Annotated in this window: 24 protein-coding genes and 1 pseudogene; 15 read left to right on the top strand and 10 right to left on the bottom strand. The window is 72.7% G+C overall.

The features are described 5' to 3' along the window. Positions 1–95 (top strand): annotated as a pseudogene (locus AB0B02_RS30745) (phytochelatin synthase); the annotation flags it as partial. A gap of 45 nt (positions 96–140) precedes the next feature. Here the strand turns inward: AB0B02_RS30745 and recQ are convergent. After that, positions 141–1,982, bottom strand: coding sequence for a DNA helicase RecQ (gene recQ / locus AB0B02_RS30740; protein ID WP_357306332.1), 1,842 nt, complete (start codon positions 1,980–1,982; stop codon positions 141–143). A 62-nt stretch (positions 1,983–2,044) separates the two neighbouring features. Further along, positions 2,045–2,566, bottom strand: coding sequence for a hypothetical protein (locus AB0B02_RS30735; protein ID WP_357306329.1), 522 nt, complete (start codon positions 2,564–2,566; stop codon positions 2,045–2,047). A 135-nt stretch (positions 2,567–2,701) separates the two neighbouring features. On the opposite strand from AB0B02_RS30735, the gene AB0B02_RS30730 reads away from it, so the two are divergent. From AB0B02_RS30730 to AB0B02_RS30680, 11 genes are all read left to right on the top strand, one after another. Continuing rightward, positions 2,702–3,556 (top strand): helix-turn-helix transcriptional regulator, encoded by an 855-nt coding sequence (locus AB0B02_RS30730; protein WP_357306326.1) that lies wholly within the window; start codon positions 2,702–2,704, stop codon positions 3,554–3,556. A gap of 23 nt (positions 3,557–3,579) precedes the next feature. After that, complete coding sequence (locus AB0B02_RS30725; RefSeq protein ID WP_281936367.1) at positions 3,580–3,774, top strand: DUF397 domain-containing protein; 195 nt, start codon at positions 3,580–3,582, stop codon at positions 3,772–3,774. A gap of 65 nt (positions 3,775–3,839) precedes the next feature. Continuing rightward, positions 3,840–4,739 carry a hypothetical protein gene (locus AB0B02_RS30720; RefSeq protein ID WP_357306321.1) on the top strand — a complete coding sequence of 300 codons (900 nt, stop codon included), beginning with the start codon at positions 3,840–3,842 and terminating at the stop codon, positions 4,737–4,739. A gap of 167 nt (positions 4,740–4,906) precedes the next feature. Beyond that, positions 4,907–5,821, top strand: coding sequence for an RNase adapter RapZ (gene rapZ / locus AB0B02_RS30715; RefSeq protein ID WP_281936363.1), 915 nt, complete (start codon positions 4,907–4,909; stop codon positions 5,819–5,821). Next, on the top strand, positions 5,818–6,816 hold the full coding sequence (yvcK, locus tag AB0B02_RS30710; protein ID WP_357306317.1) for a uridine diphosphate-N-acetylglucosamine-binding protein YvcK: 999 nt from the start codon (positions 5,818–5,820) through the stop codon (positions 6,814–6,816). Before rapZ ends, yvcK begins: the two co-directional genes overlap by 4 nt. Before the next feature lie 55 nt (positions 6,817–6,871). Then, positions 6,872–7,852, top strand: coding sequence for a DNA-binding protein WhiA (gene whiA, locus AB0B02_RS30705; RefSeq protein ID WP_018788213.1), 981 nt, complete (start codon positions 6,872–6,874; stop codon positions 7,850–7,852). 267 nt (positions 7,853–8,119) lie between these two features. Continuing rightward, entirely contained in the window at positions 8,120–9,124 is a 1,005-nt protein-coding gene (gene gap, locus AB0B02_RS30700; protein WP_107162499.1) for a type I glyceraldehyde-3-phosphate dehydrogenase, read from the top strand. Beyond that, a complete protein-coding gene (locus AB0B02_RS30695; RefSeq protein ID WP_357306312.1) occupies positions 9,121–10,320 on the top strand; it encodes a phosphoglycerate kinase in 1,200 nt (399 codons plus the stop codon). The genes gap and AB0B02_RS30695 overlap by 4 nt, the downstream gene beginning before the upstream one ends. Then, positions 10,321–11,112 carry a triose-phosphate isomerase gene (tpiA, locus tag AB0B02_RS30690; protein ID WP_281936356.1) on the top strand — a complete coding sequence of 264 codons (792 nt, stop codon included), beginning with the start codon at positions 10,321–10,323 and terminating at the stop codon, positions 11,110–11,112. A gap of 95 nt (positions 11,113–11,207) precedes the next feature. Then, a complete protein-coding gene (gene secG / locus AB0B02_RS30685; protein ID WP_091420428.1) occupies positions 11,208–11,468 on the top strand; it encodes a preprotein translocase subunit SecG in 261 nt (86 codons plus the stop codon). Between the two features lie 128 nt (positions 11,469–11,596). Further along, the gene (locus AB0B02_RS30680) at positions 11,597–11,941 is read left to right on the top strand and encodes an RNA polymerase-binding protein RbpA (RefSeq protein WP_281936352.1); all 345 of its coding nucleotides are present in this window, start codon (positions 11,597–11,599) and stop codon (positions 11,939–11,941) included. Positions 11,942–12,006: 65 nt separating this feature from the next. On the opposite strand, the gene pgl is transcribed toward AB0B02_RS30680, so the two are convergent. The 6 genes from pgl to tkt all read right to left on the bottom strand — a co-directional run bounded on the left by pgl (position 12,007) and on the right by tkt (position 20,425). Further along, positions 12,007–12,777, bottom strand: coding sequence for a 6-phosphogluconolactonase (gene pgl / locus AB0B02_RS30675; protein WP_357306307.1), 771 nt, complete (start codon positions 12,775–12,777; stop codon positions 12,007–12,009). Positions 12,778–12,826: 49 nt separating this feature from the next. Beyond that, positions 12,827–13,843: a glucose-6-phosphate dehydrogenase assembly protein OpcA gene (locus AB0B02_RS30670; RefSeq protein WP_281936348.1), complete on the bottom strand. Its 1,017-nt coding sequence runs from the start codon at positions 13,841–13,843 to the stop codon at positions 12,827–12,829. A gap of 31 nt (positions 13,844–13,874) precedes the next feature. After that, entirely contained in the window at positions 13,875–15,389 is a 1,515-nt protein-coding gene (gene zwf / locus AB0B02_RS30665; RefSeq protein WP_281936346.1) for a glucose-6-phosphate dehydrogenase, read from the bottom strand. A 50-nt stretch (positions 15,390–15,439) separates the two neighbouring features. Then, the gene (locus AB0B02_RS30660) at positions 15,440–17,011 is read right to left on the bottom strand and encodes a glucose-6-phosphate isomerase (RefSeq protein ID WP_281936344.1); all 1,572 of its coding nucleotides are present in this window, start codon (positions 17,009–17,011) and stop codon (positions 15,440–15,442) included. 77 nt (positions 17,012–17,088) lie between these two features. Further along, on the bottom strand, positions 17,089–18,270 hold the full coding sequence (gene tal, locus AB0B02_RS30655; RefSeq protein ID WP_281936342.1) for a transaldolase: 1,182 nt from the start codon (positions 18,268–18,270) through the stop codon (positions 17,089–17,091). Positions 18,271–18,286: 16 nt separating this feature from the next. Beyond that, positions 18,287–20,425: a transketolase gene (gene tkt / locus AB0B02_RS30650; RefSeq protein WP_357306302.1), complete on the bottom strand. Its 2,139-nt coding sequence runs from the start codon at positions 20,423–20,425 to the stop codon at positions 18,287–18,289. Positions 20,426–20,690: 265 nt separating this feature from the next. Here tkt and AB0B02_RS30645 point away from each other — a divergent pair, with 265 nt between their 5' ends. From AB0B02_RS30645 to AB0B02_RS30635, 3 genes are all read left to right on the top strand, one after another. After that, a complete protein-coding gene (locus AB0B02_RS30645; RefSeq protein WP_281936339.1) occupies positions 20,691–21,650 on the top strand; it encodes a heme o synthase in 960 nt (319 codons plus the stop codon). Positions 21,651–21,920: 270 nt separating this feature from the next. Further along, entirely contained in the window at positions 21,921–22,253 is a 333-nt protein-coding gene (locus AB0B02_RS30640) for a hypothetical protein (RefSeq protein WP_281936338.1), read from the top strand. A gap of 13 nt (positions 22,254–22,266) precedes the next feature. Continuing rightward, positions 22,267–23,184, top strand: a complete 918-nt coding sequence (locus tag AB0B02_RS30635) for a hypothetical protein (RefSeq protein WP_281936337.1) — start codon at positions 22,267–22,269, stop codon at positions 23,182–23,184. 32 nt (positions 23,185–23,216) lie between these two features. Here AB0B02_RS30635 and AB0B02_RS30630 read toward each other — a convergent pair whose 3' ends face one another. Then, entirely contained in the window at positions 23,217–24,884 is a 1,668-nt protein-coding gene (locus tag AB0B02_RS30630) for a right-handed parallel beta-helix repeat-containing protein (protein WP_357306297.1), read from the bottom strand. 79 nt (positions 24,885–24,963) lie between these two features. Continuing rightward, entirely contained in the window at positions 24,964–25,908 is a 945-nt protein-coding gene (locus AB0B02_RS30625) for a COX15/CtaA family protein (RefSeq protein ID WP_281936334.1), read from the bottom strand. Positions 25,909–25,989: the final 81 nt, after the last annotated feature.

Raw genomic sequence — 25,989 nt, 5'->3', positions numbered from 1 at the left:
TCGCCGACAGCGCCAACCCGAACACCGCCTCCTACCGCATCAGCGTCGACAACCTCGCCGACTGGATCGCCACCCGCGGCTACAGCACCAGCTGAGCAACACCCGAAGGGCCGGCCCCGACAGTGGGGTCGGCCCTTTTGTCACCCCTCCGCGAGTACGGCGAGGATGGCCTCGCCGTACTTGGCGAGCTTGTTCTCGCCCACGCCGTTGAACCGGGACAGCTCGGCCAGCGAGGTCGGTGGCTCGGCGGCGATCTGACGCAGCGTGGCGTCGTGGAAGACCACGTACGCGGGGACGCCCTGCTCCTTGGCGGTGGCGGCCCGCCACGCGCGGAGCCGCTCGAAGACCGGTGCGGCGGCGGGGGAGAGGTCGGCGACGACGGTGGCCGCACCCCGTGGCTTCGCGGCCCGGCCGGACAGCGGCCGCTCCGGCTCCTTGCGCAGGGTGACCGTACGCCGCCGGCCGAGCACGTCCGCGCTGGCCTCGGTCAACGCCAGCGTGCCGTAGTCGCCCTCGACCGCGAGCAGACCCTCGGCGAGCAGTTGCCGGACCACGCCGCGCCACTCGGTGTCGCGTAGCTCGGTGCCGATGCCGAACGTGCTCAGCGCGTCGTGCCCGTGCTGGTCGATCTTGTCGGTGTGCTTGCCGAGCAGGATGTCGATGCTGTGCCCGGCGCCGAACCGCTGGTTGCGCTCCCGGTCGAGCCGGTAGACGGTGGAGAGCAGCTTCTGCGCGGCGACCGTGCCGTCCCAGGACTCCGGCGGGTCCAGGCAGGTGTCGCAGTTGCCGCAGTTCGACGCCCCGGTCTCACCGAAGTAGTCGAGCAGTTGGGCCCGGCGGCAGCGGACCGTCTCGCAGAGCGCCAGCATCGCGTCGAGGTGGGCGGCGAGATTGCGCCGGTGCGCCAGGTCGCCCTCCGACGTCTCGATCATCTTGCGCTGCTGCACCACGTCCTGGAGCCCGTACGCCAGCCAGGCCGTGGACGGCAGCCCGTCACGGCCGGCACGACCGGTCTCCTGGTAGTAGCCCTCCACCGACTTGGGCAGGTCGAGGTGGGCGACGAAGCGTACGTCGGGCTTGTCGATGCCCATGCCGAACGCGATGGTGGCCACCATGACCAGCCCGTCCTCGCGCAGGAAGCGCTGCTGGTTGGCGGCGCGGGTCGCCGCGTCCAGGCCGGCGTGGTAGGGCAGCGCCGGGACGCCGTTGGCGACCAGGAACTCGGCGGTCTTCTCCACCGAGGCGCGGGACAGGCAGTAGACGATGCCGGCGTCACCCGGGTGCTCGTCGCGAAGCAGGCTCAGCAACTGCCGGCGCGGTTCCCGCTTCGGCACGATGCGGTACTGGATGTTGGGCCGGTCGAAACTGGCCACGAAGTGCCGGGCGTCGGTGAGTTGGAGCCGGGTGGCGATCTCGGTGCGGGTGGCCCGCGTCGCGGTGGCGGTCAGCGCGATGCGCGGCACCTGCGGCCAGCGTTCGTGCAGCATCGACAGGTTGAGGTAGTCGGGGCGGAAGTCGTGCCCCCACTGGGAGACGCAGTGCGCCTCGTCGATCGCGAACAGCGCGATCCTGCCGCGTTCCAGCAGGCCGAGCGTGGAGCGCACGGCCAGCCCCTCCGGGGCGAGGTAGAGCAGGTCCAGCTCGCCGGCGAGGTAGGCCGCCTCGACCCGGCGGCGCTGTGCCGCGTCCTGGGTCGAGTTGAGGAACCCGGCCCGCACGCCGACCGCGGTGAGCGCGTCGACCTGGTCCTGCATGAGCGCGATCAGTGGCGAGACGACCACCGCCACGCCGTCGCGGACCAGCGCGGGGATCTGGTAGCAGAGCGACTTGCCGCCCCCGGTGGGCATCAGCACCAGCGCGTCGCCGCCGGCCACCACGTGCTCGATGATGTCCTGTTGGACACCGCGGAACGCGTCGTAACCGAAGACCCGGCGCAACACGTCCAGCGCGCCCTCGACCCGTTGCTCGGTGGGGGAGACCATCCGCGCAGTCTACGAGCGCCCGCCGACACGGCCCGCACCACCGGAGGGGCGTGGCGGGGCCGTCACCGCCCGCCTTCGGTGTCCCCGTCGCCCCACCGGAGCCCGTCGAGGCCGGCCGCGCGGTGGAAACCGGGGTGCCCGGTGACGTCCGCGCAGACCTCGTCGTCGGGGCCGACCCGGCCGCAGAAGACCGGCTCGATGTGGTTCCAGGCGTCGGCCCGGGACAGCAGCGCGCCGGTCGCGGGCACCTCCGGCCGCAGGATGGTCAGCCCTTCGGTGTAGACGACGGCCTGGTCGCGGGCCTCCTGCGCGTCGGCCGCCAGGTAGGTCAGGTGCAGCGTCCAGCGGCGCGGCATCCGGTAGGCGCCGGCGGGTGCCCCGTTGCGGCCCGACCGCCGCTCGCGCCCGGTCGCCCACGCGAGCAGACCATTGAGGTACGGGGAGAGCGGATCGGCCGTCGACAGCGCGTGGGCGATGGCGGCGCGGACCCGCTCGGACACGTCGGCACCGTCGAGCATGGCGGCCAACTCCTGGTGAAAGTCGGGCTCGGGCCGGTCCCGCCGCAGCGGTCGATCGTCAGTCACCGAGTTCTACCTCTCCGTAGGCGTGTGATTGCTAAGAGCGTGGGCCATGCCACCAAAAAACACAACGTCGCACTTCTCTTGCATTCTTGACTGCGAGGGGAGAAGAATCGACTACTCACGGTGGAAGGGGTGGTGATGGCACAGGTGCCGAGCCCGACGATCAGAGCCCGTCGGCTGCGACGGGAGTTGCGTCGCCTGCGGGATCGCGCCGGGCGCACCGCCGAGGAGGTGGCCAAGATCCTCGGCTGGCACCGCACCAAGGTCATCCGCCTGGAGCAGGGGCACTCCCGGGTGATGCCGAAGGACATGCCACCGCTGCTCGACCTCTACGAGGCATCCGAGTCCGAGCGAGAGTCGCTGACCGCGCTGCTCCGCCAGTCCCGGCTGAAGGGTTGGTGGAGCGCCTACGGCGACGTGCTGCCGGACGACTACGTCGGCTTCGAGGCGGAGGCCACGTCGATCAGCGCGTTCGAGAGCCTGTACGTGCCCGGCCTGTTGCAGACCGAGGAGTACGTCCGCGCCATCGTCCGGGCCGGCCGCAGCACCGCCGACCAGGACGAGACCGACCGGGTGGTGGCGGCGAGGCTTGCTCGCAAGTCTCTGCTGTTCCGGGACCTGCCGCCCTCGTTGTGGGTTGTGTTGGACGAGGCGGTGCTCCGGCGGATGGTCGGGGGCCCGATGGTGATGCGGGCTCAGCTCGCGCGCCTGGTCGAGGCGTGTGAGATGCCAACGGTGGAGATCCAGGTCCTGCCGTTCACCGCCGGAGCGCACGCGGCGATGGGCGGAGCCTTCACCCTTCTGAGTTACGACGATCCGGTGCTCGACCCGGCGGTCGTCTACCTCAGCAACGACACCAGCACGCTGTTGCTGGAGGAGAGCCGACAGGTGGCGCGCTATAGACTCATGTTCGACCACCTTCGGGCCAAGGCGCTCGACCCTGACCGGTCTGCGGACCTCCTCACCCGGGTTGCCGCCGAGGTGCCGGACTGACTCCAACCGTTGGAGCGCAACCGATGGACCGTTCGGATCTGGCACAGGCTGTGTGGCGTAGGAGCAGCCGGAGCGGTGCGAACGATTCGAACTGCGTCGAGGTGGCAGACCTCTCCGGTGTGTCGGTGGTGCGGGACTCCAAGGACCCGGACGGCCCGGTGCTGTTCTTCGACCGGGGAGCCTGGTCGTCGTTCGTCGTCGGCCTGCGGCGCGGCTGATCGATCGCGGCTCGGCTCGCTGCCCCGATGCCGGCGGCATCGCCCCTGTCCGTTTAGATGACCGGATGGCGGTGAAAATCGACATCGACGCCCTGCGGGACGTGGCCGGGTCGGTGGCCTGTGCCACGGCTGACGAGTGGCGAGCCGCCGGTCAGCCGGCAGAGTTCGTGCCGGTCGGCGGGGGAGCGTCCGGCGTGATCCGGGAGGTCGGGAAGCCGCCGATCGAGGTCTGGGTGGGCGTGACGGCGGACGGCTTCACCGCCGAGTGCGAGTGTTCGCCCGGCGCGCGGCTGTGCGCCCACGCGGTCGCCCTGACCCTCCTTGCCCTGGAGAGCGGGTTGTCCTGGTCCTCGGCGGCCACCCCGCCGTCAGCCGTGGCCGTCGATCCCAGGGTCGCTGAACTGGCCGCACTCGCGCGGAGCATCCCGGCACGGCGGCTGGCGTTGCTGGTCGCCGAGTGGGCGGCCACGGATCGGGTCCTGGAGAGCGGGCTGCGGGCGCAGGCCGGCCAACTGGAGGCACTCACCGCCGGCGAGTTGGCCCAGGTCCGTCGCACGATCGACGACCTGGCCGGTGAGGCGACCGGCGGCCAGCAATGGGATCTGCACGACGTGGAGAAGGCCGGCCGGGCGATCGTCGAGGAGATCGAGGTGCTCGCCCAGCGGCCACCGACGGAGGAGGCGTTGCTGCTGGTCGAGCGGGCCGCCCGCGCCTGGGACGGCCTCTCCGGCTACCTGTACGACGCCTGGGAGACGTACGAGGAGGAACCGGCCGAGATCGGCGGCGCGCTACGGGCGGTCCACGTCCGCCTCTGCGAGCAGGTGCAGCCGGATCCCGACGAGTTGGCGGCCCGGCTTGCCGAGATCATCGCGGCGGCCGAGGTCGACTCCTGTCTCGACGAGCCATGGGACTACCTCGCCGCGCTCGGCCGTCAACGGGTCAAGGCGCTCATCCGTCGCCACTGACCCTCCGACCCGGTCCCCAGCGGGGGAGACGGAGCACGGGGGAGACGGACGAGCAGGTGTTCCGGGGGTCACCCCGTGGAATCCCGCCCGGGGTCGCAGCCGTTAGAGTCGTCGACTGACCATGCGCGGCCGACCGGCCGCGGCGCCACGGCTTGGGGGTACATCGGGTGAGCGAGGCGCGGACGGCGGAGACAGCGGTGGGGCGGCCGGCGCCGACCGAGGCGGAGACGTCCCTGGTGGTGGTGACCGGCCTCTCCGGCGGTGGGCGCAGCACGGTGGCGCGGGCGCTGGAGAACGTCGGCTACTACGTGGTCGACAACCTGCCCCAGGCGCTGCTGCTGGACATGGCCGAGCTGGCGTTCAAGGCCGGTGGCGCGGCCCGGCGTACGGCGATGGTGCTGGACGTGCGGTCGCGCGCGTTCTCCACGGACCTGGCCGGCGCGATCCGGGAGCTGCGCGAGCGTGGCTTCTCCCCCCGGGTGGTCTTCGTCGACGCCGACGACGAGGTGCTGATCCGCCGGTTCGAGAGCGTGCGCCGCTCGCACCCGTTGCAGGGCGACGGACGGCTGGCCGACGGCATCGCGGTGGAGCGGGCGCTGCTGGAGGAGGCCCGTGACCAGGCCGACGTGATCATCGACACCAGCCACCTGAACGTCAACCAGCTCCGCCGCCGGGTCGAGGAGCTGTTCGGCGGCGAGGACGCCCGCCGGCTGCGGATCACCGTGCTCTCGTTCGGCTTCAAGTACGGCCTCCCGCCGGACGCCGACTTCGTGATGGACGCCCGCTTCCTGCCCAACCCGTACTGGGTGCCGGAGCTGCGTGAGCACACCGGCCGGGAGGAGGCGGTCAGCGCGTACGTGCTGGGGCAGGAGGGCGCGGACGCGTTCGTCGCCGGCTACGCCGACCTGGTCAACGCCACCACGGCCGGCTTCGAGCGGGAGGGCAAGCGCTACCTGACCGTGGCCGTGGGCTGCACCGGCGGCAAGCACCGCAGCGTGGCGATCGCCGAGGAGCTGGCCGTGCGGCTGCGCGCGTCCGGCATCGCCGCCAACGCGCAGCACCGGGACCTGGGGCGGGAATGACCCCGACCAGGGTGGTCGCGTTCGGCGGCGGGCACGGGTTGTCCGCGTCGCTGCGGGCGCTGCGGCACTGCGTACCCGGACTGGACCTGGACATCACCGCGGTGGTCACGGTCGGCGACGACGGCGGCTCCAGCGGCCGGCTGCGCGCCGAGCGCGGCGGCCTGCCCCCGGGTGACCTGCGGCAGGCGCTCGTCGCGCTCTCCGGTGACCATCCCGCGACCCGGCGCAGCGCGGCGCTGTTCCAGCACCGCTTCGCCGCCGCCACGCCCGCGCCGGCGCTCGGCGCGCCGCCCGCCGCGGTGGGTGACCCGCTCGCCGGCCACGCGGTCGGCAACCTGCTGCTGCACGGGCTGACCGAGCTGCTCGGCGATCCGGTGGCCGCGCTGGACCACGCCGGGGCGATGCTCGGCGCGGTCGGCCGGGTGCTGCCGATGTCCCGCCAGCCGGTGGGCATCGAGGCCCGGGTCCGCGGCGTCGACCCGGAGCACCCCGACGAGGTACGCACGGTGCGCGGCCAGCACCAGGTCGCGGTCACGACCGGCATGGTGGAGTCGCTGCGGCTCACCCCGGCCGCGCCGGCCGCGTGCGCCGAGGCGGTGACCGCGGTACGCGCCGCCGACTGGTTGATCTTCGGACCGGGGAGCTGGTACACCAGCGTGCTGCCGCACCTGCTGGTGCCCGGCCTGGCCGACGCGATCGTGTCCAGCCCGGCGCGGCGGCTGGTGACGCTGAACCTGGTGGCCGAGAAGGAGACCTCCGGGCTCTCCCTGCCCGACCATCTGGACACCCTGCGGCGCTATCTGCCCGAGCTGAAGGTGGACATGGTGCTCGCCGACTCGACGGCGGTGGGTGATCCCGCGGCGGTCGAACGTGCGGCAGAATCGCTTGGTGCCCGGCTGGTCCTCGCCCCCGTCGCCGTCGTCGACGGCACGCCCCGTCATGATCCGGCCGCCCTGGGCGCCGCACTGGTGCCGGTCCTGGGCGCCGATCGTTAGACACGTACGTAATCACCGGCGACACGCCGGAACCGGTCCGTGAGGGGGCGCTGGAATGGCGATGACGGCTGCGGTCAAGGACGAGCTGAGTCGGGTCGACGTGCCCAAGCCCTGCTGCCGGCGGGCGGAGATGGCTGCCCTGCTGCGCTTCGCCGGCGGCCTGCACATCGTGTCGGGGCGCGTGGTGGTGGAGGCGGAGCTGGACACCGGCGCGGTGGCCCGCCGGCTGCGGCGGGAGATCGCCGAGGTCTACGGCTACCCGAGTGAGATCCACGTGCTCGCCTCGGGCGGCCTGCGCAAGGGCAGCCACTTCATCGTGCGGGTGGTCAAGGACGGCGAGGCCCTCGCGCGGCAGACCGGCCTGCTGGACGTGCGGGGTCGCCCGGTGCGGGGCCTGCCGCCGCACGTGGTGGCCGCCAACGTCTGCTGCGCGGTCTCCGCCTGGCGCGGCGCGTTCATGGCGCACGGCTCGCTGACCGAGCCGGGCCGCTCCAGCGCGTTGGAGATCACCTGCCCCGGCCCGGAGTCGGCGCTCGCGCTGGTCGGCGCCGCCCGCCGGATCGGCATCACCGCCAAGAACCGCGAGGTGCGTGGCGTGGACCGGGTGGTGGTGAAGGACGGCGACGCGATCGCCGCGCTGCTCACCCGCATCGGCGCGCACTCCAGCGTGCTGGCCTGGGAGGAACGCCGGGTCCGCCGCGAGGTGCGCGCCACCGCCAACCGGCTGGCCAACTTCGACGACGCGAACCTGCGCCGCTCGGCACGCGCCGCGGTGGCCGCCGCCGCCCGGGTGACCCGGGCGCTGGAGATCCTCGCCGACGACGCGCCCAACCACCTGACCTCGGCCGGCCGGCTGCGGCTGGAGCACCGCCAGGCGTCGCTGGAGGAGCTGGGCGCGCTCGCCGAGCCGCCACTGACCAAGGACGCCATCGCCGGCCGGATCCGCCGGCTGCTCGCGCTCGCCGACAAGCGGGCCCGTGACCTCGGCATCCCGGATACGGAAGCGGCCGTCACGCCGGACATGCTCGTGGTCTGATAGGACGGAGGGGGCGACGTCACGCGACCGGGATCACCACCCGCCGCAGCGCGCCGCCACGCGCTCGGATAGGGTCGCTGCGTACGGCAAGGGGGCCGGCACAGGCACTCCTCGCCGCACTCACCGCCTCGGGCGGTCAGGTCTGGAACGGACCGCGGCGGGGTGGCCGAGATGACATCGTCAACGGCCGGCTCCAACGGTCGGCGCACACACCTCCGCCGGCTGTGGTCTGACGCCGGCGGACCAGAACGCGAGGAGATGGGACCTGTGACCATCCGGGTTGGCATCAACGGCTTCGGCCGAATCGGCCGTAACTTCTTCCGGGCGGTGCTGGCGTCCGGCGCCGACATCGAAATCGTCGCGGTCAACGACCTGACCGACAACGCGACGCTCGCCCACCTTGTCAAGTACGACAGCATCCTGGGTCGCCTCCCGCACGAGGTGAAGGCCAGCGCCGACGAGATCACCGTGGGCGGCAAGGCCATCAAGGTGTTCGAGGAGAAGGACCCCGGCAAGCTGCCGTGGAGCGAGGTCGGCGTCGACGTCGTCATCGAGTCCACCGGGTTCTTCACCGACGCCACCAAGGCGAAGGCGCACATCGACGGCGGGGCCAAGAAGGTCATCATCTCCGCGCCGGCGAAGAACGAGGACGTCACCGTGGTCATGGGCGTCAACCAGGACCAGTACGACCCGGCCAAGCACAACATCATCTCGAACGCGTCCTGCACCACCAACTGCCTCGCCCCGATGGCGAAGGTCCTCCAGGACACGTTCGGCATCACCAAGGGCCTGATGACCACCATCCACGCGTACACGCAGGACCAGAACCTGCAGGACGCGCCGCACAAGGACCTGCGCCGGGCCCGGGCCGCCGCGCTCAACATCGTGCCGACCTCGACCGGCGCCGCGAAGGCCATCGGCCTGGTGCTGCCGGAGCTGAAGGGCAAGCTCGACGGTTACGCGCTGCGGGTGCCGATCCCGACCGGTTCGGCCACCGACCTGACCGTCGAGGTCGGCCGGGAGACCACCGTGGACGAGGTCAACGCCGCGATCAAGGCCGCCGCGGAGGGCCCGCTCAAGGGCGTCCTGGTCTACAACGAGGACCCGATCGTCTCCGCCGACATCGTCACCGACCCGGCGTCGTGCATCTTCGACGCGCCGCTGACCAAGGTGATCGGCAACCAGGTCAAGGTCGTCGGCTGGTACGACAACGAGTGGGGTTACTCCAACCGCCTCGTCGACCTGGTCAAGCTGGTGGGTTCCTCGCTGTGACGATTCGTAACCTCGACGACCTGCTCGCCGAGGGGGTGTCGGGTCGGCGCGTGCTGGTGCGCGCCGACCTGAACGTCCCGCTCGACAAGCAGACCGGTGACATCACGGACGACGGGCGCATCCGCGCCGTGCTGCCGACGCTGAGCGCGTTGGTGCAGGCCGGTGCGAAGGTGGTCGTCTGCTCGCACCTGGGCCGTCCGAAGGGCGCGCCGGACCCGCAGTTCAGCCTCCGCCCGGTCGCCGGGCGGCTCGGTGAGCTGCTCGGCGCCCCGGTGCACTTCGCCGAGGACACCGTCGGCGACTCGGCACAGTCGACCGTGGCCGACCTGGCCGACGGTCAGGTCGCGCTGCTGGAGAACCTGCGGTTCAACAAGGGCGAGACCAGCAAGGACGAGGCCGAGCGGGGCACGTTCGCCGACCAGCTCGCGGCGCTCGGTGACGCGTACGTCGACGACGCGTTCGGCGCGGTGCACCGCAAGCACGCCAGCGTGCACGACGTGCCGGCCCGGTTGCCGCACGTGGCCGGCCGCCTGGTGCTGCGCGAGGTGGAGGTGCTCAGCAAGCTGACCGGGGCGCCCGAGCGGCCGTACGTGGTGGTGCTGGGCGGCTCGAAGGTCTCCGACAAGCTGGCCGTGATCGAGGCGCTGCTGCCCACCGTCGACCGGCTGCTCATCGGCGGCGGGATGTGCTTCACGTTCCTCAAGGCCCAGGGCCACGAGGTGGGCACGTCGCTGCTGGAGGAGGAGATGGTGGAGACCTGCCGGAACCTCCTGGAGCGCTTTGCCGGCAAGATCATGCTCCCGGTCGACGTGGTGGCCGCGGACGCCTTCGCCCCGGACGCCGCGCACGACACCGTGCCGGCCGACGGCATCCCCAGCCACCGGCTGGGGCTGGACATCGGCCCGGAGACGGTGGCCGGCTTCGCCGCCGCGCTGTCCCAGGCGAAGACGATCTTCTGGAACGGTCCGATGGGCGTGTTCGAGATGGCGGCGTTCGCCAACGGCACCCGCGGGGTGGCCGAGGCGATCACCAAGACGGACGCGTTCAGCGTGGTGGGCGGCGGTGACTCCGCCGCGGCGGTGCGCGCCCTGGGTCTGGACGAGTCCTCGTTCGGGCACATCTCCACCGGTGGCGGCGCCTCCCTGGAATACCTGGAGGGCAAGACCCTCCCCGGCATCGCGGCTCTGGAGAACTGAATGGCGAGCACCACCCGCCGGCCGCTGATGGCCGGCAACTGGAAGATGAACCTCAACCACCTCGAGGCGAACCTGCTGGTGCAGAAGCTGGCCGCGAGCCTGACCGAGAAGCAGCTCACCGACGTCGAGTGCGTGGTGCTGCCGCCCTTCACCGACCTGCGCACGGTGCAGACCGCGGTGGACGGCGACAAGCTGCTGATCGGCTACGGCGCGCAGGACCTGTCGCCGTTCCCGTCCGGGGCGTACACCGGTGACATCGCCGGGCCGATGCTGTCGAAGCTGGGCTGCGGGTACGTGGTGGTCGGCCACTCCGAGCGGCGGCAGTACCACGGCGAGGACGACGCGCTTGTCAACGCGAAGGTGGCGGCGGCGCTGGCGAACGGGCTCACGCCGATCCTCTGCATCGGTGAGGGCTTGGAGGTGCGGGAGCAGCTCCGGCAGGTGCCGCACTGCTGCGACCAGCTCGACGGCGCGCTGAAGGGCCTCACCGCCGAGCAGGTCACCCAGGTCGTCGTCGCGTACGAGCCGGTCTGGGCGATCGGCACCGGCAAGACGGCGACGCCTGAGGACGCGCAGGAGGTCTGCGGCGAGGTGCGCAAGCGGCTCGTGGAGACCTACGACGAGTCCACCGCCCAGCAGGTCCGGATCCTCTACGGCGGGTCGGTCAAGTCGTCGAACGTCGCCGCGATCATGGCCCAGCCGGACGTGGACGGGGCCTTGGTCGGGGGCGCCAGCCTCGACGCGGAGGAGTTCGCGCGGATCTGTCGGTTCCCGGAGCACACGGCCCGCTGATCGCTCGCTATCCTTGACGCTGCCCGTCCACCGGTCGGTGCCGCAGTGCCCGACAGGTCCGGGCAGTGATCGCAACGAGAGGACTGACCCCCGCCATGCCGATCTGGTTCGCCTACACGATGATCACCTTGCTGGTCATCACCAGCGTGCTGCTCACCCTGCTGATCCTCCTGCACCGCGGTAAGGGCGGCGGCTTGTCGAGCATGTTCGGCGGCGGCGTCAGCTCCAGCCTGGCCGGTTCCTCCGTGGCCGAGAAGAACCTCGACCGCTACACCGTTCTGGTGGGGATCGTCTGGTTCGCGTGCATCGTCGGGCTCGGCCTCTGGCTGCGCCTCCAGATGGCCAGCGGCACCTGAGCGAGCGCGTCTACGCGTACAATCTGCGCGCGGTCCGTCACGGACCGCGCGCAGTTTTGTTCCGCCGCCCGTCGCCCGCCGCCGACCCCTTCCGGCGGCGGCCCCTCCGACGACAGGGAGCGCGCAACGTGCCCAGCAACAACGTCATCCGCGGCACCCGGATCGGGTCCGCCCCTGAGCGTTTCGACCAGCGGGCCGAGCCGGCGCCGCGTCGGCCGGTCGTCTACTGGTGCCGCCACGAGCACCGGGTCGAGTTCCTGATCGCCGCCGAGGCGGAGACGCCGGCGTCGTGGGACTGCCCCCGCTGCGGCGAGCCCGCCGGTCCCGACCCGGGCAACCCGCCGGGCCGCACCCGCGCCGAGCCGTACAAGACCCACCTGGCGTACGTGCAGGAGCGGCGTACCCCCGAGGAGGGCGAGGCGCTGCTGGCCGAGGCCCTGGCCGCCCTGCGCCACCGCCGAGGCCGCGCCTGACCCGAGGCGTCCAGAAGGGGCCCCTTCTCTACCGGAAACGTTAAGAAGGGGCCCCTCCTTACACCTCAGCGGAGGCTGCGGGCGCGGGGTGGGACGTTGGTCGCGGCGGCGCGGTCGAGCAGCCAGAGGGTACGGGAGACGCCGTGCACGCCGGCCGCCGGCAGTTGCACCGACCCGGCCCCGGCCAACGCCATGCCCACCGCCCGGGCCTTGTCCGTCCCGGCGGCGATCAGCCACACCTCCTCGGCCGTGTTGATCGTCGGCAACGTCAGCGTGGTCCGCACCGGCGGCGGCTTCGGGCTGCCGCGTACCGCGCTGACCGGGCGGCTGTCGTGGTGCACCGGGTGCTCCGGGAACACGGACGCCACATGCCCGTCCTCACCGACGCCGAGCATCAGCACGTCGAAGTGGGGGAGCGTGGCGTGCCCCGGCCGGGCGGCGGCGGCCAGCTCACGCGCGTACCCGGCGGCGGCGGCCTCCGGGTCGTCGCCGGCCGGCCCGTCCGACGCCGGCATCGGGTGCACCCGGGCCGGGTTCAGCGGCACCGCGTCCAGCAGCGCCGCCCGGGCCTGGGTCTCGTTGCGTTCCGGGTCGCCGGCCGGCAGGAACCGCTCGTCACCCCACCAGACGTCGACCCGCGACCAGTCCACGGCGTCCCGCGCGGGGAGCTGGCCGACCGCCCGGTACACCGCCGCGGCGATCCGCCCGCCGGTCAGCACCACCGACGCCTGACCGCGCTCGGCCTGCGCGTCGAGCAGCTTCACCACCAGCCGGGCCGCCACCGCCTGCGCCAGCAGGTCGGGGTCGGCGTGTACGGCGACACTCGCCTCAGTCATCCGTCGTGCCCTCGTGTCTCTGTGTGTCCCGGTCGCCCGGTCCGGGCGGTCACTCGTTCGCGGTCGCGCCCGCGTGCGCGGTCACGCCCGCCTCGGCCCGCTGGGCGGTCGCCGGATCCTTCCACACGTGCACCCGCTGGGCCGCCTGCTGCTCCAGCCCGGTCAGCCCGGCCGTCGCGCCGAGCGCCTCGGCGTACACCTGGTCGGCGTCGAGCCGGCGCAACTCCTCGGCCAGCTCGTCGCCGAGCGGCCGACGGACCAGCGGCAGCGTCCGGTCCTCCTGCCCGGTACGCCGGAACCGGGCCACGCTGTCGTCCCGGGTGAGCGTCAGCTCGTCGCCGTTGGCGCAGCGCAGCTGGACCTCACGCATGCGCGGGAACCCGTCGATGTGCTCCCAGGCCGGCTCGATGCCGAGGCGTGCGGTCAGCCAACCCCGCATCAGCGCCGCGGTCGGGTCGGTGCGCGGCGCCACCACCGTCGCCTCGGTGACCCGGGCCTGGGTGGTGTCGAACGCGCCGGCGACAAGCGTGCGCCACGGGGTGATCCGGGTCCAGGCCAGGTCGGTGTCGCCCGGCGCGTAGTCGCAGGCCCGCTGCCGCAGCGCGGCGATCGGGTCGGCGGCCTGCGCCGAGTCGGTGATCCGCCGGTCGGCCACCACGCCGAGGAAGTCGGTGGCGATCTCCTCCGGCGGCTCGCCGTGCCACCAGGTCACCACCGGCACGTCCGGCACCAGCAGCGGCATCACCACGGACTCGGCGTGCAGCGCGAGCCGGCCGTACATCCGGGTCACCACCGCCTCGCAGGGGCCGAGCCGGCCGCCCACCACGATCTCCGCGTCCAGCCGGTTGCGGTCCCGCTCGATGTCGGAGCGGACCACCACGAGCAGCCGGCAGGGGTGCGCGGCGGCGGCGATGGTGGCCGCCGCCTCGGCCTCCCGGACCCGCTTCTCGTCCACCACGACGATGAGCGTGAGCGCCATGCCGCTGGCCACCCCGCCCGCGCTGCGCCGCTCGGCGGCCAGCGCCTTGACCACCTCGTTGCCGGTGGTGTCCCACAGCCCGATCATCGGAGCCTCCTGGTTCGCTCGCTCTGCCCGCTCACGCTCTCCGCCATGCCCGGCCCTCGTCGGCCAGCATCTCGTCGGCGGCCCGGGGACCCCACTCGCCGGCCCGGTACGGCTCCGGCGTGGTGCCCTCCCAGGCGTGCTCCAGCGGGTCCACCACCTGCCAGCTCTGCTCCACCTCGGCGGCGTCCGGGAACAGCGTCCGGTCGCCGATGAGCACGTCCAGCACCAGCCGCTCGTACGCCTCGGGGCTGGACTCGGTGAACGCCTCGCCGTACTGGAAGTCCATCGCGATGTCGCGGACCTCCATGGTGGTGCCCGGCACCTTGGAGCCGAACTTCAGCACCACGCCCTCGTCCGGCTGCACCCGGATGACGAGCTGGTTGGCGCCGAGGGACTCCATGTCGGCCGGGTTGAACGGCAGGTGCGGCGCCTTCTTGAACATGATGGCCACCTCGGTGACCCGCCGGGGCAGCCGCTTGCCGGCGCGGATGTAGAACGGCACGCCGGCCCAGCGCCGGTTCTGGATGGCCAGCTTCACCGCCACGTACGTCTCGGTGGTGGAGTCCTCCGGGACGTCCTCCTCCTCCAGGTAGCCCTTGGCGCGCTCGCCGCCCACCCAGCCGGGCAGGTACTGCCCTCGCACGGTGTCCCGGGCGACGTCCCGGGGCACGGCGATGGCCTTGAGCACCTTCAGCTTCTCGGCCCGGATCTCGTCGGCGTCGAAGCTGGTCGGCTCCTCCATGGCGACCAGGGCGAGCAGTTGGAGCAGGTGGTTCTGGAGCACGTCGCGGGCGGTGCCGACCGAGTCGTAGAACGCGGCCCGGGTGCCGATGCCGACGTCCTCGGCCATGGTGATCTGCACCGAGTCGACGTACTTGGAGTTCCACAGCGGCTCGAACAGGTTGTTGGCGAACCGCAGCGCCAGGATGTTCTGGACCGTCTCCTTGCCCAGGTAGTGGTCGATCCGGAAGACGTCCTGCCGGGTGAAGACGTCGTCGACCAGGTCGTTGAGCGCCTTGGCCGAGGGCAGGTCGTTGCCGAACGGCTTCTCCACCACCACCCGCCGCCAGCCGCCGGACTTCTCGTTGTCGGCCATGCCGGTGCGGGCGAGCTGCTTGAGCACCACCGGGAAGGCGGCCGGGGGGATGGAGAAGTAGAACGCGGCGTTGCCGTGGATGCCGTGCGTGTCGCGCAGCTCGTCGAGCGTGGTGGCGAGATGGTCGAACGCGGCGTCGTCGTCGAACGAGCCGCCGACGAACTTGATGTTGCCGACCAGCCGGGCCCAGACCTCCTCGCGCCACGGGGTGCGGGCGTGCTTCTTGGCCGCGTCGTGGGCCAGCGACTCGAAGTCGCCGTCGCCCCAGTCGCGCCGGGCGAAGCCCAGCACCACGAAACCGGGCGGCAGGAGCCCCCGGTTGGCCAGGTCGTAGACCGCCGGCAACAACTTCTTGCGGGCCAGGTCCCCGGTGACCCCGAAGATCACCAGGGCGCACGGCTCGGGGATTCGCGGCAGCCGCCGGTCCTGGGGGTCGCGCAGCGGGTTCACCGGGCCACCTCCTCCTGCATCTCGGTCCACTGATTCCAGGTCATTGATCGTCACGTACGTGTCCGTCCGGCCGTATCCAGCAGCTGGGCGACGCCGGCCGCCCGCTCGGTCAGGTGTAGTCGCAGCACCGGTCGCTCCCGGCCGGTCAGGGCCCGCCGGTCGCCGGCGGCCTGGGCCGCCTGGAGTTCCGCGAAGGTGTACGGGCGACCCGGCACCTCCAGATCATCGGTGACCGCACCGGTGATCTGGAGGTGCCGGGCGCGCCCGTCGGGGTGGCCCGGATGGCGGGGGCCCCACCCGAACGTCACCGGCCGCCCGGTGACGCGGGCCAGCAGCGGGCGCAGCCCGGCCACCGCCGCGTCGACCCGCCGGTCGAGGTACGCGGTCACCGCGAGGTGCTCGTCGGGGGCCAGCCCGTCGGTCAGCCACCGCAGCGCGCCGGCCAGGTCGGTGGGGGCGCCGGCCGGGGCGTACACCTCGACCGCGCCGTCGACCGACGACGGCGGTCCGTCCGCCGGCGCGGGCACGTCGTCCTCGGCGGTGCCCACCGGCTCCGCGAACGGGTCGACCCGCAGCGCCACCGCGGCGGTCGCGGCAGCGTACTCCCAGGTGAGGAACTGGGCGCCGAGCGGCCCGTTGACCGCCACGTCGGCGGCCACCCCGGGCCCCACGCCCGCGCCGAGCGCGCCGCCCAGGCCGATCGTCAGCACGCCCGGGCCCTCGACGCCGGGCGCGTCCGGGGACTCCGCCGGGACCGGCAGCAACCGCCCGCCGGTCGCGCCGGCGAGCAGCGCGCCGGCCCAGTGGCGCAACCCGTCGAGGCCGGTGCCGTCGGGCACCAGCGCGACGGTGGACCGACCGTGCTCCGCCGCCCCGGCCAGCGCCGCGCCGAGCGCGAGACCGGGATTGTCCCGCTCCCGGTCGAGCGCGCCGGCCAGCGCCGCCGCCTCGTCCAGCAACTCGGTCACCGGCGCGCCGGCGAGGGCGGCCGGGACCAGGCCGAACGCGGCGAGCGCGGACCAGGGCCCACCCACCTGCGGGTCGGCCGGGATCAGCACCGCGCCCAGCTCGTCGGCGAGCGCCTCCAGCGCCGACCCGGGCGGGGTGACCACCACCAGGTGCCGGGCCGCCTCCGGCCCGGCGTCGTGCCAGGACTGCCGGAACGCCCGCAGGTGGGCGTCGGTGGTCCGGTCCAGGTCCCGGCCGGCGAGCACCAGCACGGTACGCGCCGGCCGGTCGGCCAGCGCCGCCCGGACCGGCCCCGGATCGGCCGTGTCGAGCACGGTCAGCGGCCGGCCCAGGCAGTCGGCGATCACTCCGGCGGCCGACGTGACGCCGCCGGGGCCGGCGAGCACCACGTGGTCCAGGTCGCCCAGCTCGGCGGTCAGTTCGGCGAGCTGGGGGAGCAGCTCCCGGCTGCGGCAGTGGGTGTCCAGCCAGCCCAGCCGGGTGCGGGCCGCCGCCTCGGCCCCGGGGCCCCAGAGGGTCGGGTCCTGGGCGGCCAGCCGCGCGGGGACGTCGCGGGCGACCAGCGCGGCGCGGGCGGAGCGGTCCACCGCGTCCGCGCCGTGCACGGCCAGGCCGGCGGCGGCGTCCGCCGGCCCGGCGAGCAGGTCGTCCACGTGATCACCTCACCCGTTCCACGGCACGGCGGGACGCGTCCCGGGGCCGGACCCCGGGACGCGTCGGACGCCGTCGGTCACGCGTTACCGCCGGCCTGCTGGGCGTTGCGCGCGTTGCCCTCGGCGGCCCGGTGCGGGTTACCGGTGCCCTTGGCCGCCTCGGCGAGGGACTTCTTGACGCCCTCCAGCAGCTCCAGCCAGCTCGCCTCGAACTTCTCCACGCCCTCCCGCTCCAGCGTGGCGATCACGTCGGCCAGGTCCACGCCCACGGACTCCAGGCCGGCGAAGACCTGCCGCGCGTCGTCGTACGCGCCGGTGATGGTGTCCGCCCGGGTCTCGCCGTGGTCGGCGTAGGCATGGATGACCGGTTCCGGCATGGTGTTGACCGTGCCGGGGGCGATCAGCTCCTCGACGTAGATGACGTCCCGGTAGTCCGGGTTCTTCGTCGAGGTGGAGGCCCACAGCGGGCGCTGCGGGTGGGCGCCCGCGTCGGCCAGCTTCTGCCAGCGCGCGGAGGAGAACACCTCGCCGTACCGCTCGTACGCCAGCCGGGCGTTCGCCACCGCGGCCTTGCCGCGCAGCGACTTGGCCTGGTCGGAGCCGATCTTCTCCAGCCGCTTGTCGACCTCGCTGTCGACCCGGGAGACGAAGAACGAGGCGACCGAGCCGATCTTCGACAGGTCGTGCCCGTTGGCCTGCGCCTGCTCCAGGCCGGCCAGGAACGCGTCCATGACCGCCGAGTAGCGGTCCAGACCGAAGATCAGCGTGACGTTCACGCTGATCCCCTCGGCCAGCGTCGCGGTGATCGCCGGCAGGCCCTCCTCGGTCGCCGGGATCTTGATGAAGAGGTTCGGCCGGTCGACCAGCCACCACAGCGCCTTGGCCTCGGCGACCGTCCGCTCGGTCTCGTGCGCCAGGCGCGGGTCGACCTCGATCGAGACCCGGCCGTCCACCCCGGCGCTGCCGTCGTACGACGGGCGCATCACGTCGCAGGCCCACCGCACGTCGTACGTGGTGAGCATGCGGACCGCCTCCTCGACCTCCAGGCCGCGGGCGGCCAGGTCACGGAGCTGCCAGTCGTACTCGTCGGCGTCGCTCAGCGCCTTGGCGAAGATCGTCGGGTTGGTGGTCACCCCGGCCACGTGGCTCTCCCGGCGCAGCTTGTCCAGCCCGCCGGAGCTCAGCCGTACCCGGGAAAGATCGTCGAGCCATACCGCCACGCCCGCGGCGGTGAGTTCGTTCAGCCTGTCAGTTGTCATACCGTTCCCGCTCCCCTCAACTGCCGGTCGTGAAACCGGTGACGTCGCCCACCCGGGCCAGCGCCGCGTGCGCGGCGGCCACGATCCGGTCGGGGGTGAAGCCGAACTGCTCGAACAGCACGGTGTGCGGGGCGCTCGCACCGTAGTGCTCGATGCTCACGCTCTCGCCGCTGTCGCCGACGACGCCACGCCACGACATCGCGACGCCCGCCTCCACGCTCACCCGTGCCTTTACCCCGCGAGGCAGCACCGACTCCCGGTACGACTCGTCCTGCTCGTAGAACCACTCCTGGCAGGGCATCGAGACGACCCGGGTGGGGGTGCCGTCGGCCTCCAGCCGCTCCCGGGCGGTGAGGCAGAGCTGCACCTCGGAGCCGGTGCCGACGATGATCACCTGCGGCTTGCCGTTGGACGCCTCGGCCAGCACGTAGCCGCCCTTGGCGGTGCCCTCGGCGGAGCCGAACTCGGTGCGGTCGATCGTCGGCAGGGCCTGCCGGCTGAGCGCCAGCGCGGTCGGCCGGTCGGTGTGCTCCAGCGCCTGCCGCCAGGCCCAGACCGTCTCGTTGGCGTCGGCCGGGCGGACCACGTCCAGGCCGGGGATGGCCCGCAGCGCGGTCAGGTGCTCGATCGGCTGGTGGGTCGGGCCGTCCTCGCCGAGGCCGATCGAGTCGTGCGTCCAGACGTAGGTCACCGGCAGCTTCATCAGCGCGGCGAGCCGCACCGACGGGCGCATGTAGTCGCTGAACACCAGGAACGTGCCGCCGTAGGGGCGGGTGCCGCCGTGCAGCGCGATGCCGTTGAGGATCGCGCCCATGCCGTGCTCACGGATGCCGAAGTGCAGCGTGCGGCCGTACTCGTCGCCCGGGAAGTCCTTGGTGGCGTGCCCGGCCGGGACGAACGACGGCTCGCCCTTCATGGTGGTGTTGTTGCTCTCGGCCAGGTCGGCCGAGCCGCCCCACAGCTCCGGCAGCACCGGGGCGAGCGCCTCCAGGACCTTGCCCGAGGCGGCCCGGGTGGCGACGCCCTTGGCGTCCGCCGGGAAGGTCGGCAGCGCGTCGGTCCAGCCGGTCGGCAGCGTACGGGTGGCCATCCGCTCCCACAGCGCCTTGCGCTCCGGGTTCGCCTGCGCCCAGGCGTCGAACCGGGTGTCCCACTCGGCCTGCGCCTCGGCGCCGCGCTCCAGCACCTGGCGGGCGTGCTTGAGCACCTCCTCGTCGACCTGGAAGGTCTGCTGCGGGTCGAAGCCGAGGATCTCCTTGGTGGCCTTGACCTCGTCCGCGCCGAGCGCCGAGCCGTGGATCTTGCCGGTGTTCTGCTTGTTCGGCGCGGGCCAGCCGATGATGGTGCGCAGCGCGATGAACGAGGGCCTGCCGGTCTCCGCCTTGGCGGCCAGCAGCGCCTGGTAGAGCGCCTCCACGTCCTCGTGGTACTCGCCCTGGTCGGCGTCGCCGGTGCGCCAGTCGACGGTCTGCACGTGCCAGCCGTACGCCTCGTAGCGGGCCGCCACGTCCTCGCTCTTGGCGATCCGGGTGTCGTCCTCGATCGAGATCTCGTTGTCGTCGTAGATCACGCAGAGGTTGCCGAGCTGCTGGTGGCCGGCGAGCGCGCTCACCTCGTGGGTGATGCCCTCCTCGATGTCGCCGTCGGAGGCGATGCACCAGATGTCGTGCCGGAACGGCGAGTCGGCGCGGTCCGGCTCGGGGTCGAACAGGCCCCGCTCGCGGCGCGCGGCCATGGCGAAGCCCACCGCGTTGCCGAGCCCCTGGCCCAGCGGCCCGGTGGTGGTCTCCACGCCCGGGGTGTGCCCGTGCTCCGGGTGACCGGGGGTGAGCGAGCCCCACTGGCGCAGCGCCTTGAGGTCGTCCAGGGCCAGCGGGTAGCCGGAGAGGAAGAGCTGGATGTAGAGCGTCAGGCTGGAGTGCCCGGCGGACAGCACGAACCGGTCCCGACCGGGCCAGTTCGGGTCGGCCGGGTTGTGCCGCATGACGCGGTTGAAGAGCAGGTACGCCGCCGGGGCGAGGCTCATCGCCGTGCCCGGGTGGCCGTTGCCGGATTTCTCCACGGCGTCCATGGCCAGCACGCGGACCGTGTCGACGGCCCTGCGGTCGAGGTCGGACCAGTTGAGAGCGGGAAGCTCGGGTCGTTTCGCAGCCACGATGGTTGTGCTCCTCGGCAGATGGGCGGAACCCTCACTGATGACCCTATCGAGCGGCGCTAAACGTCCGCCCGGGGATCTCGGCATGGTCTTCTCTACGGGCGCGGCCGGCCCGGTCGTTCAACCCCGGGTGTGACGGCCCGCACCGTTGCCGGGTCTGCGGGGCAGCCAAAACGACGACGCGTAGTGTGTGGGGCGGTGTGTGGACCCGGGCTCGGGTCCGGGCCGATCGATCTCCCTTGCCGAAGCCGGAAGGTGGCAATCCGTGAGCATGATCACCGAGCGCCCCGTCAGCAACCCTGCCGGGAAGTCGCCGGTGGGCTCGGTGACGGAGGCGTCGGCGACCGACCGGCGGGACGTGCGCGGCGTGGTGGCCGCGTACGTGGCGCTGACCAAGCCGCGGATCGTCGAGTTGCTGCTGGTGACCACCGTGCCGGCGATGATGCTCGCGGACGGCGGCATGCCGTCGCTGTGGCTGGTGGCCGTGGTGCTGATCGGCGGCTCGCTCGCCGCCGGCGCGGCCAGCGTCCTCAACTGCTACATCGACCGCGACATCGACCAGTTGATGCGGCGCACCAAGCGTCGGCCGCTGCCCGCGCACACCGTGTCGCCGCGCAACGCGTTGGTCTTCGGGCTGGTGCTGGCGGTGGTGTCGGTGGCGCTGATGGCGGCGACCACCAACTGGCTGGCGGCCGGCCTGACGCTCGCCGCGATCGCCTACTACGACCTGGTCTACACGCTGTGGCTGAAGCGCACCACGGCCGCCAACACGTTCTGGGGCGGCGTCTGCGGGGCCGCGCCGGTGCTGATCGGCTGGGCCGCGGTCACCGGTTCGCTGTCGCCGGCCGCGTGGGGCCTGTTCGCGGTGGTCTTCTTCTGGCAGATGCCGCACTTCTACGCGCTGGCCATCAAGTACAAGGACGACTACGCGCGGGCCGGTATCCCGATGCTGCCGGTGGTGGCGTCGGTCCGGCGGGTCAACGTGGAGATCATCGCGTTCTCCTGGCTGACGCTGTTGTCGTCGCTGGCGGTCTGGCCGCTGGGGATGAGCCCGATCTACGGCGTGACGGCGTTGGTCGTCGGCGGGATCTTCGTGGTCGAGGCGCACAAGCTGTGCCGGCGGGCGGCGCGTGGCGAGGCGGTCAAGCCGATGCGGCTGTTCCACTGGTCCACCACGTACCTCACCATCCTCTTCGCCGCCGTCGCGCTGGACGCGCTGATCTGAGCCGGCCCCGCCCCTCGGCCGGGGCTCGCCCGTCCGCGATATTGCTCTGTTCCGCCGCGGGACGGGTTCATCAGAATTTCTTCCCGCGTGCCCCCGCAGGGGAGCAACCTGGACAGACCGTGACGATCCCCGGCGGTCATTCTGTCCGTTAATAGGCGGGCAAGTCCCGACAAATTTCCTGTGCATCTTCTTAAACGCTCGGGTAATTGGCATCACAATCAGTTCATGGTTCTCGCACATCCGGGTGGAAGTCTGCATAGGCTTCGCGTCATGGCAGATGGTTCCGATACGACGCTGACGGTTGAACAGACCGCCGAGCAGGCCTCCAACAGCCTGGTCGCGGGCATCAAGTCGTTCGCCGCCGGGCACGGCGGCGCGAAGGCGGTCATCGAGTACGTCGGCAAGCGCGGCGCACGGATCGTCCTCGTGGGTTCCGACGGGGTGTGGGCCGACCAGTTCGCCGACGGCACGGACGTCGCGCGGCAGGCCTGCGCCAAGGCCGGAGTCGACGTCGAGAACGCCTGGGAGCGTGAGCTGATGGACCAGATGCGTCCGAGCAACGACCTCTGGCGGTCGATGGCCCGACGCACGATGGCCCGTTGACACACATAACCGCATGACCGACCACCACCAGTCGACCCGGGGGGAACCCCGGGTCGCTTTCGTCACCTGCTCCGCACTGCCCGACCTCGACCCGGACGACCGGCTCGCGCTCGGCCCGCTCGCCGCTCGCGGTGTCGCCGTCGACGGCGCGGTCTGGGACGACCCGGCCGTGGACTGGTCCCGGTACGACCTGGTGCTGCTCCGCTCGCCCTGGGACTACGCGCTGCGCCGCGACGAGTTCGTCGCCTGGGCACGTGGCGTGCCGACCCTGCTCAACCCGGCCGACGCGGTCGCCTGGAACACCGACAAGCGTTACCTGGCCGAGCTCTCCGCCGCCGGGGTGCCCACCGTGCCGACCACCTGGCTCGCGCCGGGGCAGAGCTGGGTGGCGCCCGGCGACGGCGAGTTCGTGCTCAAGCCGGCGGTCAGCGCCGGCAGTCAGGACACCGGCCGGTACGACCTGGCCGACCCGGAGCACCGTGAGCTGGCGGCGGCGCACGTGCGGCGGCTCGGTGCCGCCGGGCGGGTCACCATGGTCCAGCCGTACCTCGACGCGGTGGACACCGCCGGGGAGACCGCGCTGCTCTTCCTGGCCGGCCGCGACGGCCTGGCGTTCAGCCACGCGATCCGCAAGGGCCCGATGCTGACCGGCCCGGACCGGGGCGAGGCCGCGCTCTACAAGGAGGAGCGGATCGACGCCCGGACCGCGACGCCGGCGCAGCGGGCCGTCGCGGAGCAGGCGCTGGCCGCCGTCCCGGGCGGTGCCGACCGGCTGCTCTACGCCCGGGTCGACCTGATCCCCGGCCCGGACGGCGCGCCCGTGCTGGTCGAGCTGGAGCTGACCGAGCCGAGCCTGTTCGTCGGGTACGCCGAGGGCGCGCCCGACCGGCTCGCCGACGCGGTCACGTCCCACCTGAGCCGCCGCCCCTGACCGCGCCACCGCCCGCCGGCTGAGCGGGGACGTCAGTCGCGGTCGGTGTGGTTGCGGTCCCAGCGTCCGCCGATCGGCGGGGTGTCCAGCCGCACCGCGGCCACCGTGCCGGCCAGGTCGTTGTCCTCGACCGCGCACGACACGCAGCTACCCGCCTCGGTGATCCACAGCCCGTACGCCTGGGTGTCGGCGTCCCGGTGCCAGATCCGGTTGTCGCGCACGGTGGCCGAGTCGAACGGGGCGGCGACGGTGATCCCGGCGCAGGCCGGCGGCCCGGCGGGCAGCTCGTACGCGGAGCCCGGGGCCGGGGTGGCCTCGTTCCAGCCGGTGGCGCCGTCCGGGCGCACCTCGGCCAGGGAGAGCCGGTCGGCGGTGTTGTCGGCGACCACCGCGCCCCGGGTGCCGACCCGGACGACCTTCCCGCGGTGCCCGCCGGGCGGCCAGTCCGCGTGGGCGTCGGTGAGCTCGCGTGGGCCGTAGCGCACCGCGTCGCCCGAACCCCGGTGGGCGGGCGCGGACCGTTGCCCGTTGTCCCGGATGCGGTTGCCGACGATCGACGCGTCCAGCATCGGCCGGTCGATCCGGATGCCGTCCAGCGCGTTCTCCCGGATGTCGTTGTCCTGGATCACCACGTCCGCCGCCGCGCCCCGGTAACCGTGGCCGAGGTCGTGCTCGTGGTAGCCGTACCCGCCGTTGTTGCTGATCCGGTTGCCCTGCACCGCGTACGGGCCGGGAGTGTTGCCCATGCTGATGCCGTCGCCGACGTTGCAGTCGATCACGTTGCCGGTGAGCAGGCCGCCCCGCCCGGCGACCCCGGCGGTGCCGTTGGCCGAGACGTCGAAGCCGGCCTCCAGGTTGTTGGTCATGGTGCAGCCGGAGACGATCAGCCCGTCCGCGCCCCAGTCCGAGATGCCGAACCGGTTGGCCTGGCTGTGGCAGCCGATGATGCGGATGCCGCGCGGCGGGTCCCAGTGGTCCTTCTGGAGTTCCAGGAAGATCCCGTTGGTGCCGTTGCCGACCGTGGTGCAGTTGGCGATGGTGAGGCGCTCCACGGCGCCCCAGCCGCCGATGCCGACCCCGATCCCGGCGCCGCCCATCTGCTGGCCGTTGTCCAGCCGGCCGCAGCCCACCACGACCACGCCGTCGATCAGGCTGTCCTGGAGGAAGTCGCAGCCGAGACCGGTGGCGCCGGTGTGGTGGATGTAGAGGTTGCGGAACACGCCCCGCACCACGTACTGCAGGCCCAGGCCCTTGGCCAGGTAGTCGTACTCGGCCAGGCCCACGCCCGAGCCGTCGATCTCGAAGTCGGCGAACGTGCAGTCGGCGATGTGCCGGTCCCGGTCCGCGCCGTGCTGCACGGTCGTCCAGTAGGCGAGCGGCACCGGGGCGGCGCGGTTGCCCTCGTTGCTGAGCAGGAACCGGGTCGCCGCCGAGCCGGCGCCGATCAGGGACACCCCGCTGCGCCAGACCGTGCCGGCGTCACGGATCGAGTAGAGGCCGGGCGGGCAGTGGATGACCCGGGCCCGGCCGTCGGCGTCGTAGCCGGCGCCGAGGCGGTCCACCAGCGCGGCCAGGGCCGGCTGGTCGTTGGTGACCCCGTCCCCGGTGAGGCCGTGCTCGCGGGCGTCGCACCACAACGGCGCGCCGGCCACCGGCGTCAGCCGCTGCGGCGTGGACGTGGCAAGCCCCTTGCGCGACACCGGCGGCTCCCCTCGGGCGTACGGTCCGTCGTCCGGACCGCATTCCCGCTCCCGCCGGGCGGTAACGCCCGGTCCGGCCTCAGGCGGCGACGCCCACCGGCTCGGCGGCGGACGCCGCCGGTGTCTCCGGCGCGGCCGGGAGCCGCTCCCGGGTGGCCCAGAGCACGCCCAGCGTGGCCAGCAGCACCAGGCAGGAGCCGAGCATGTGCGCGGCGACCAGCACCGCCGGCAGGTGGGTGAAGTACTGGACGAAGCCGATCAGGCCCTGGCCCAGCTCGACCGCGAGCAGCACCCCGGCGGCCCGCGCGGCCCGCGCCGCGCCCACCGCCCGGAACGCGAACAGCAGCGCCACCGAGAGGCCGATCAGCAGGAAGACGCCGTCCGCGTGCACCTGCGAGATCGCCTCCGGGTCGAGCCCGTTGCGGGCCGCGCCGTGGTCGCCGGCGTGCGGTCCGCTGCCGGTCACCCAGGTCCCGACCACCAGCACGGCCGCGCCGACCACGACGGTGATCCGGGCGAGGGTGCGCAGCGGCGCCGGCACGGTCGGCGTCACCGGCCCGTCCGGCTCCACGGTGCGCCGCCAGAGCGCGTACGCGGCGGCGATCACCACCATCGAGGCCAGGAAGTGCAGCCCGACCACCCACGGGTTGAGGTTGGTGAGCACGGTGATCCCGCCGATGACCGCCTGGGCCGGGATGCCGAACAGCACGCCGAGGGCCAGCGGCAGCAGTCCCCGCCGGCGCGGGCGCTGGGCCAGCACGGCCAGCACCACGGCGAGCGCGATGATCCCCACCGCGAACGTCAACAGCCGGTTGCCGAACTCGATCACCCCGTGCACGCCCATCTCGGACGTGGTGGTGTAGGACTCGTCGGTGCACCGGGGCCAGGTGGGGCAGCCGAGGCCGGACGCGGTGAGCCGGACCGCCCCGCCGGTGACCACGATCGCCACGTTCGCGATGATCGAGGTGTACGCGAGCCGACGCAGCAGCGTGGGGGAGACCGGGAACCGGACGGAACGCTTCACCCGGCGAATCCTACGCACCGTAGTGGACCACGATCGGGCGACTCCGCCGCTGCGGTGTTCGGGATCACCGGACCCCGGGTT

It is taken from the genome of Micromonospora sp. NPDC049240 (genome assembly GCF_040647835.1).
Classification (GTDB): Bacteria; Actinomycetota; Actinomycetes; order Mycobacteriales; family Micromonosporaceae; genus Micromonospora.
The sequence above is the reverse complement of the archived record's forward strand: the minus strand, read 5'-3'. Positions and strand labels throughout refer to the sequence as shown.

What these genes read in the sequence shown, in the direction of transcription:
- recQ (WP_357306332.1), bottom strand. Translation starts at nt 1,982, where the DNA reads ATGGTCTCCCCCACCGAGCAACGGGTCGAGGGCGCGCTGGACGTGTTG.
- AB0B02_RS30730 (WP_357306326.1), top strand. Translation starts at nt 2,702, where the DNA reads ATGGCACAGGTGCCGAGCCCGACGATCAGAGCCCGTCGGCTGCGACGG.
- AB0B02_RS30725 (WP_281936367.1), top strand. Translation starts at nt 3,580, where the DNA reads ATGGACCGTTCGGATCTGGCACAGGCTGTGTGGCGTAGGAGCAGCCGG.
- AB0B02_RS30720 (WP_357306321.1), top strand. Translation starts at nt 3,840, where the DNA reads ATGGCGGTGAAAATCGACATCGACGCCCTGCGGGACGTGGCCGGGTCG.
- yvcK (WP_357306317.1), top strand. Translation starts at nt 5,818, where the DNA reads ATGACCCCGACCAGGGTGGTCGCGTTCGGCGGCGGGCACGGGTTGTCC.
- whiA (WP_018788213.1), top strand. Translation starts at nt 6,872, where the DNA reads ATGGCGATGACGGCTGCGGTCAAGGACGAGCTGAGTCGGGTCGACGTG.
- tpiA (WP_281936356.1), top strand. Translation starts at nt 10,321, where the DNA reads ATGGCGAGCACCACCCGCCGGCCGCTGATGGCCGGCAACTGGAAGATG.
- secG (WP_091420428.1), top strand. Translation starts at nt 11,208, where the DNA reads ATGCCGATCTGGTTCGCCTACACGATGATCACCTTGCTGGTCATCACC.
- pgl (WP_357306307.1), bottom strand. Translation starts at nt 12,777, where the DNA reads ATGACTGAGGCGAGTGTCGCCGTACACGCCGACCCCGACCTGCTGGCG.
- AB0B02_RS30670 (WP_281936348.1), bottom strand. Translation starts at nt 13,843, where the DNA reads ATGATCGGGCTGTGGGACACCACCGGCAACGAGGTGGTCAAGGCGCTG.
- tal (WP_281936342.1), bottom strand. Translation starts at nt 18,270, where the DNA reads ATGACAACTGACAGGCTGAACGAACTCACCGCCGCGGGCGTGGCGGTA.
- AB0B02_RS30640 (WP_281936338.1), top strand. Translation starts at nt 21,921, where the DNA reads ATGGCAGATGGTTCCGATACGACGCTGACGGTTGAACAGACCGCCGAG.
- AB0B02_RS30635 (WP_281936337.1), top strand. Translation starts at nt 22,267, where the DNA reads ATGACCGACCACCACCAGTCGACCCGGGGGGAACCCCGGGTCGCTTTC.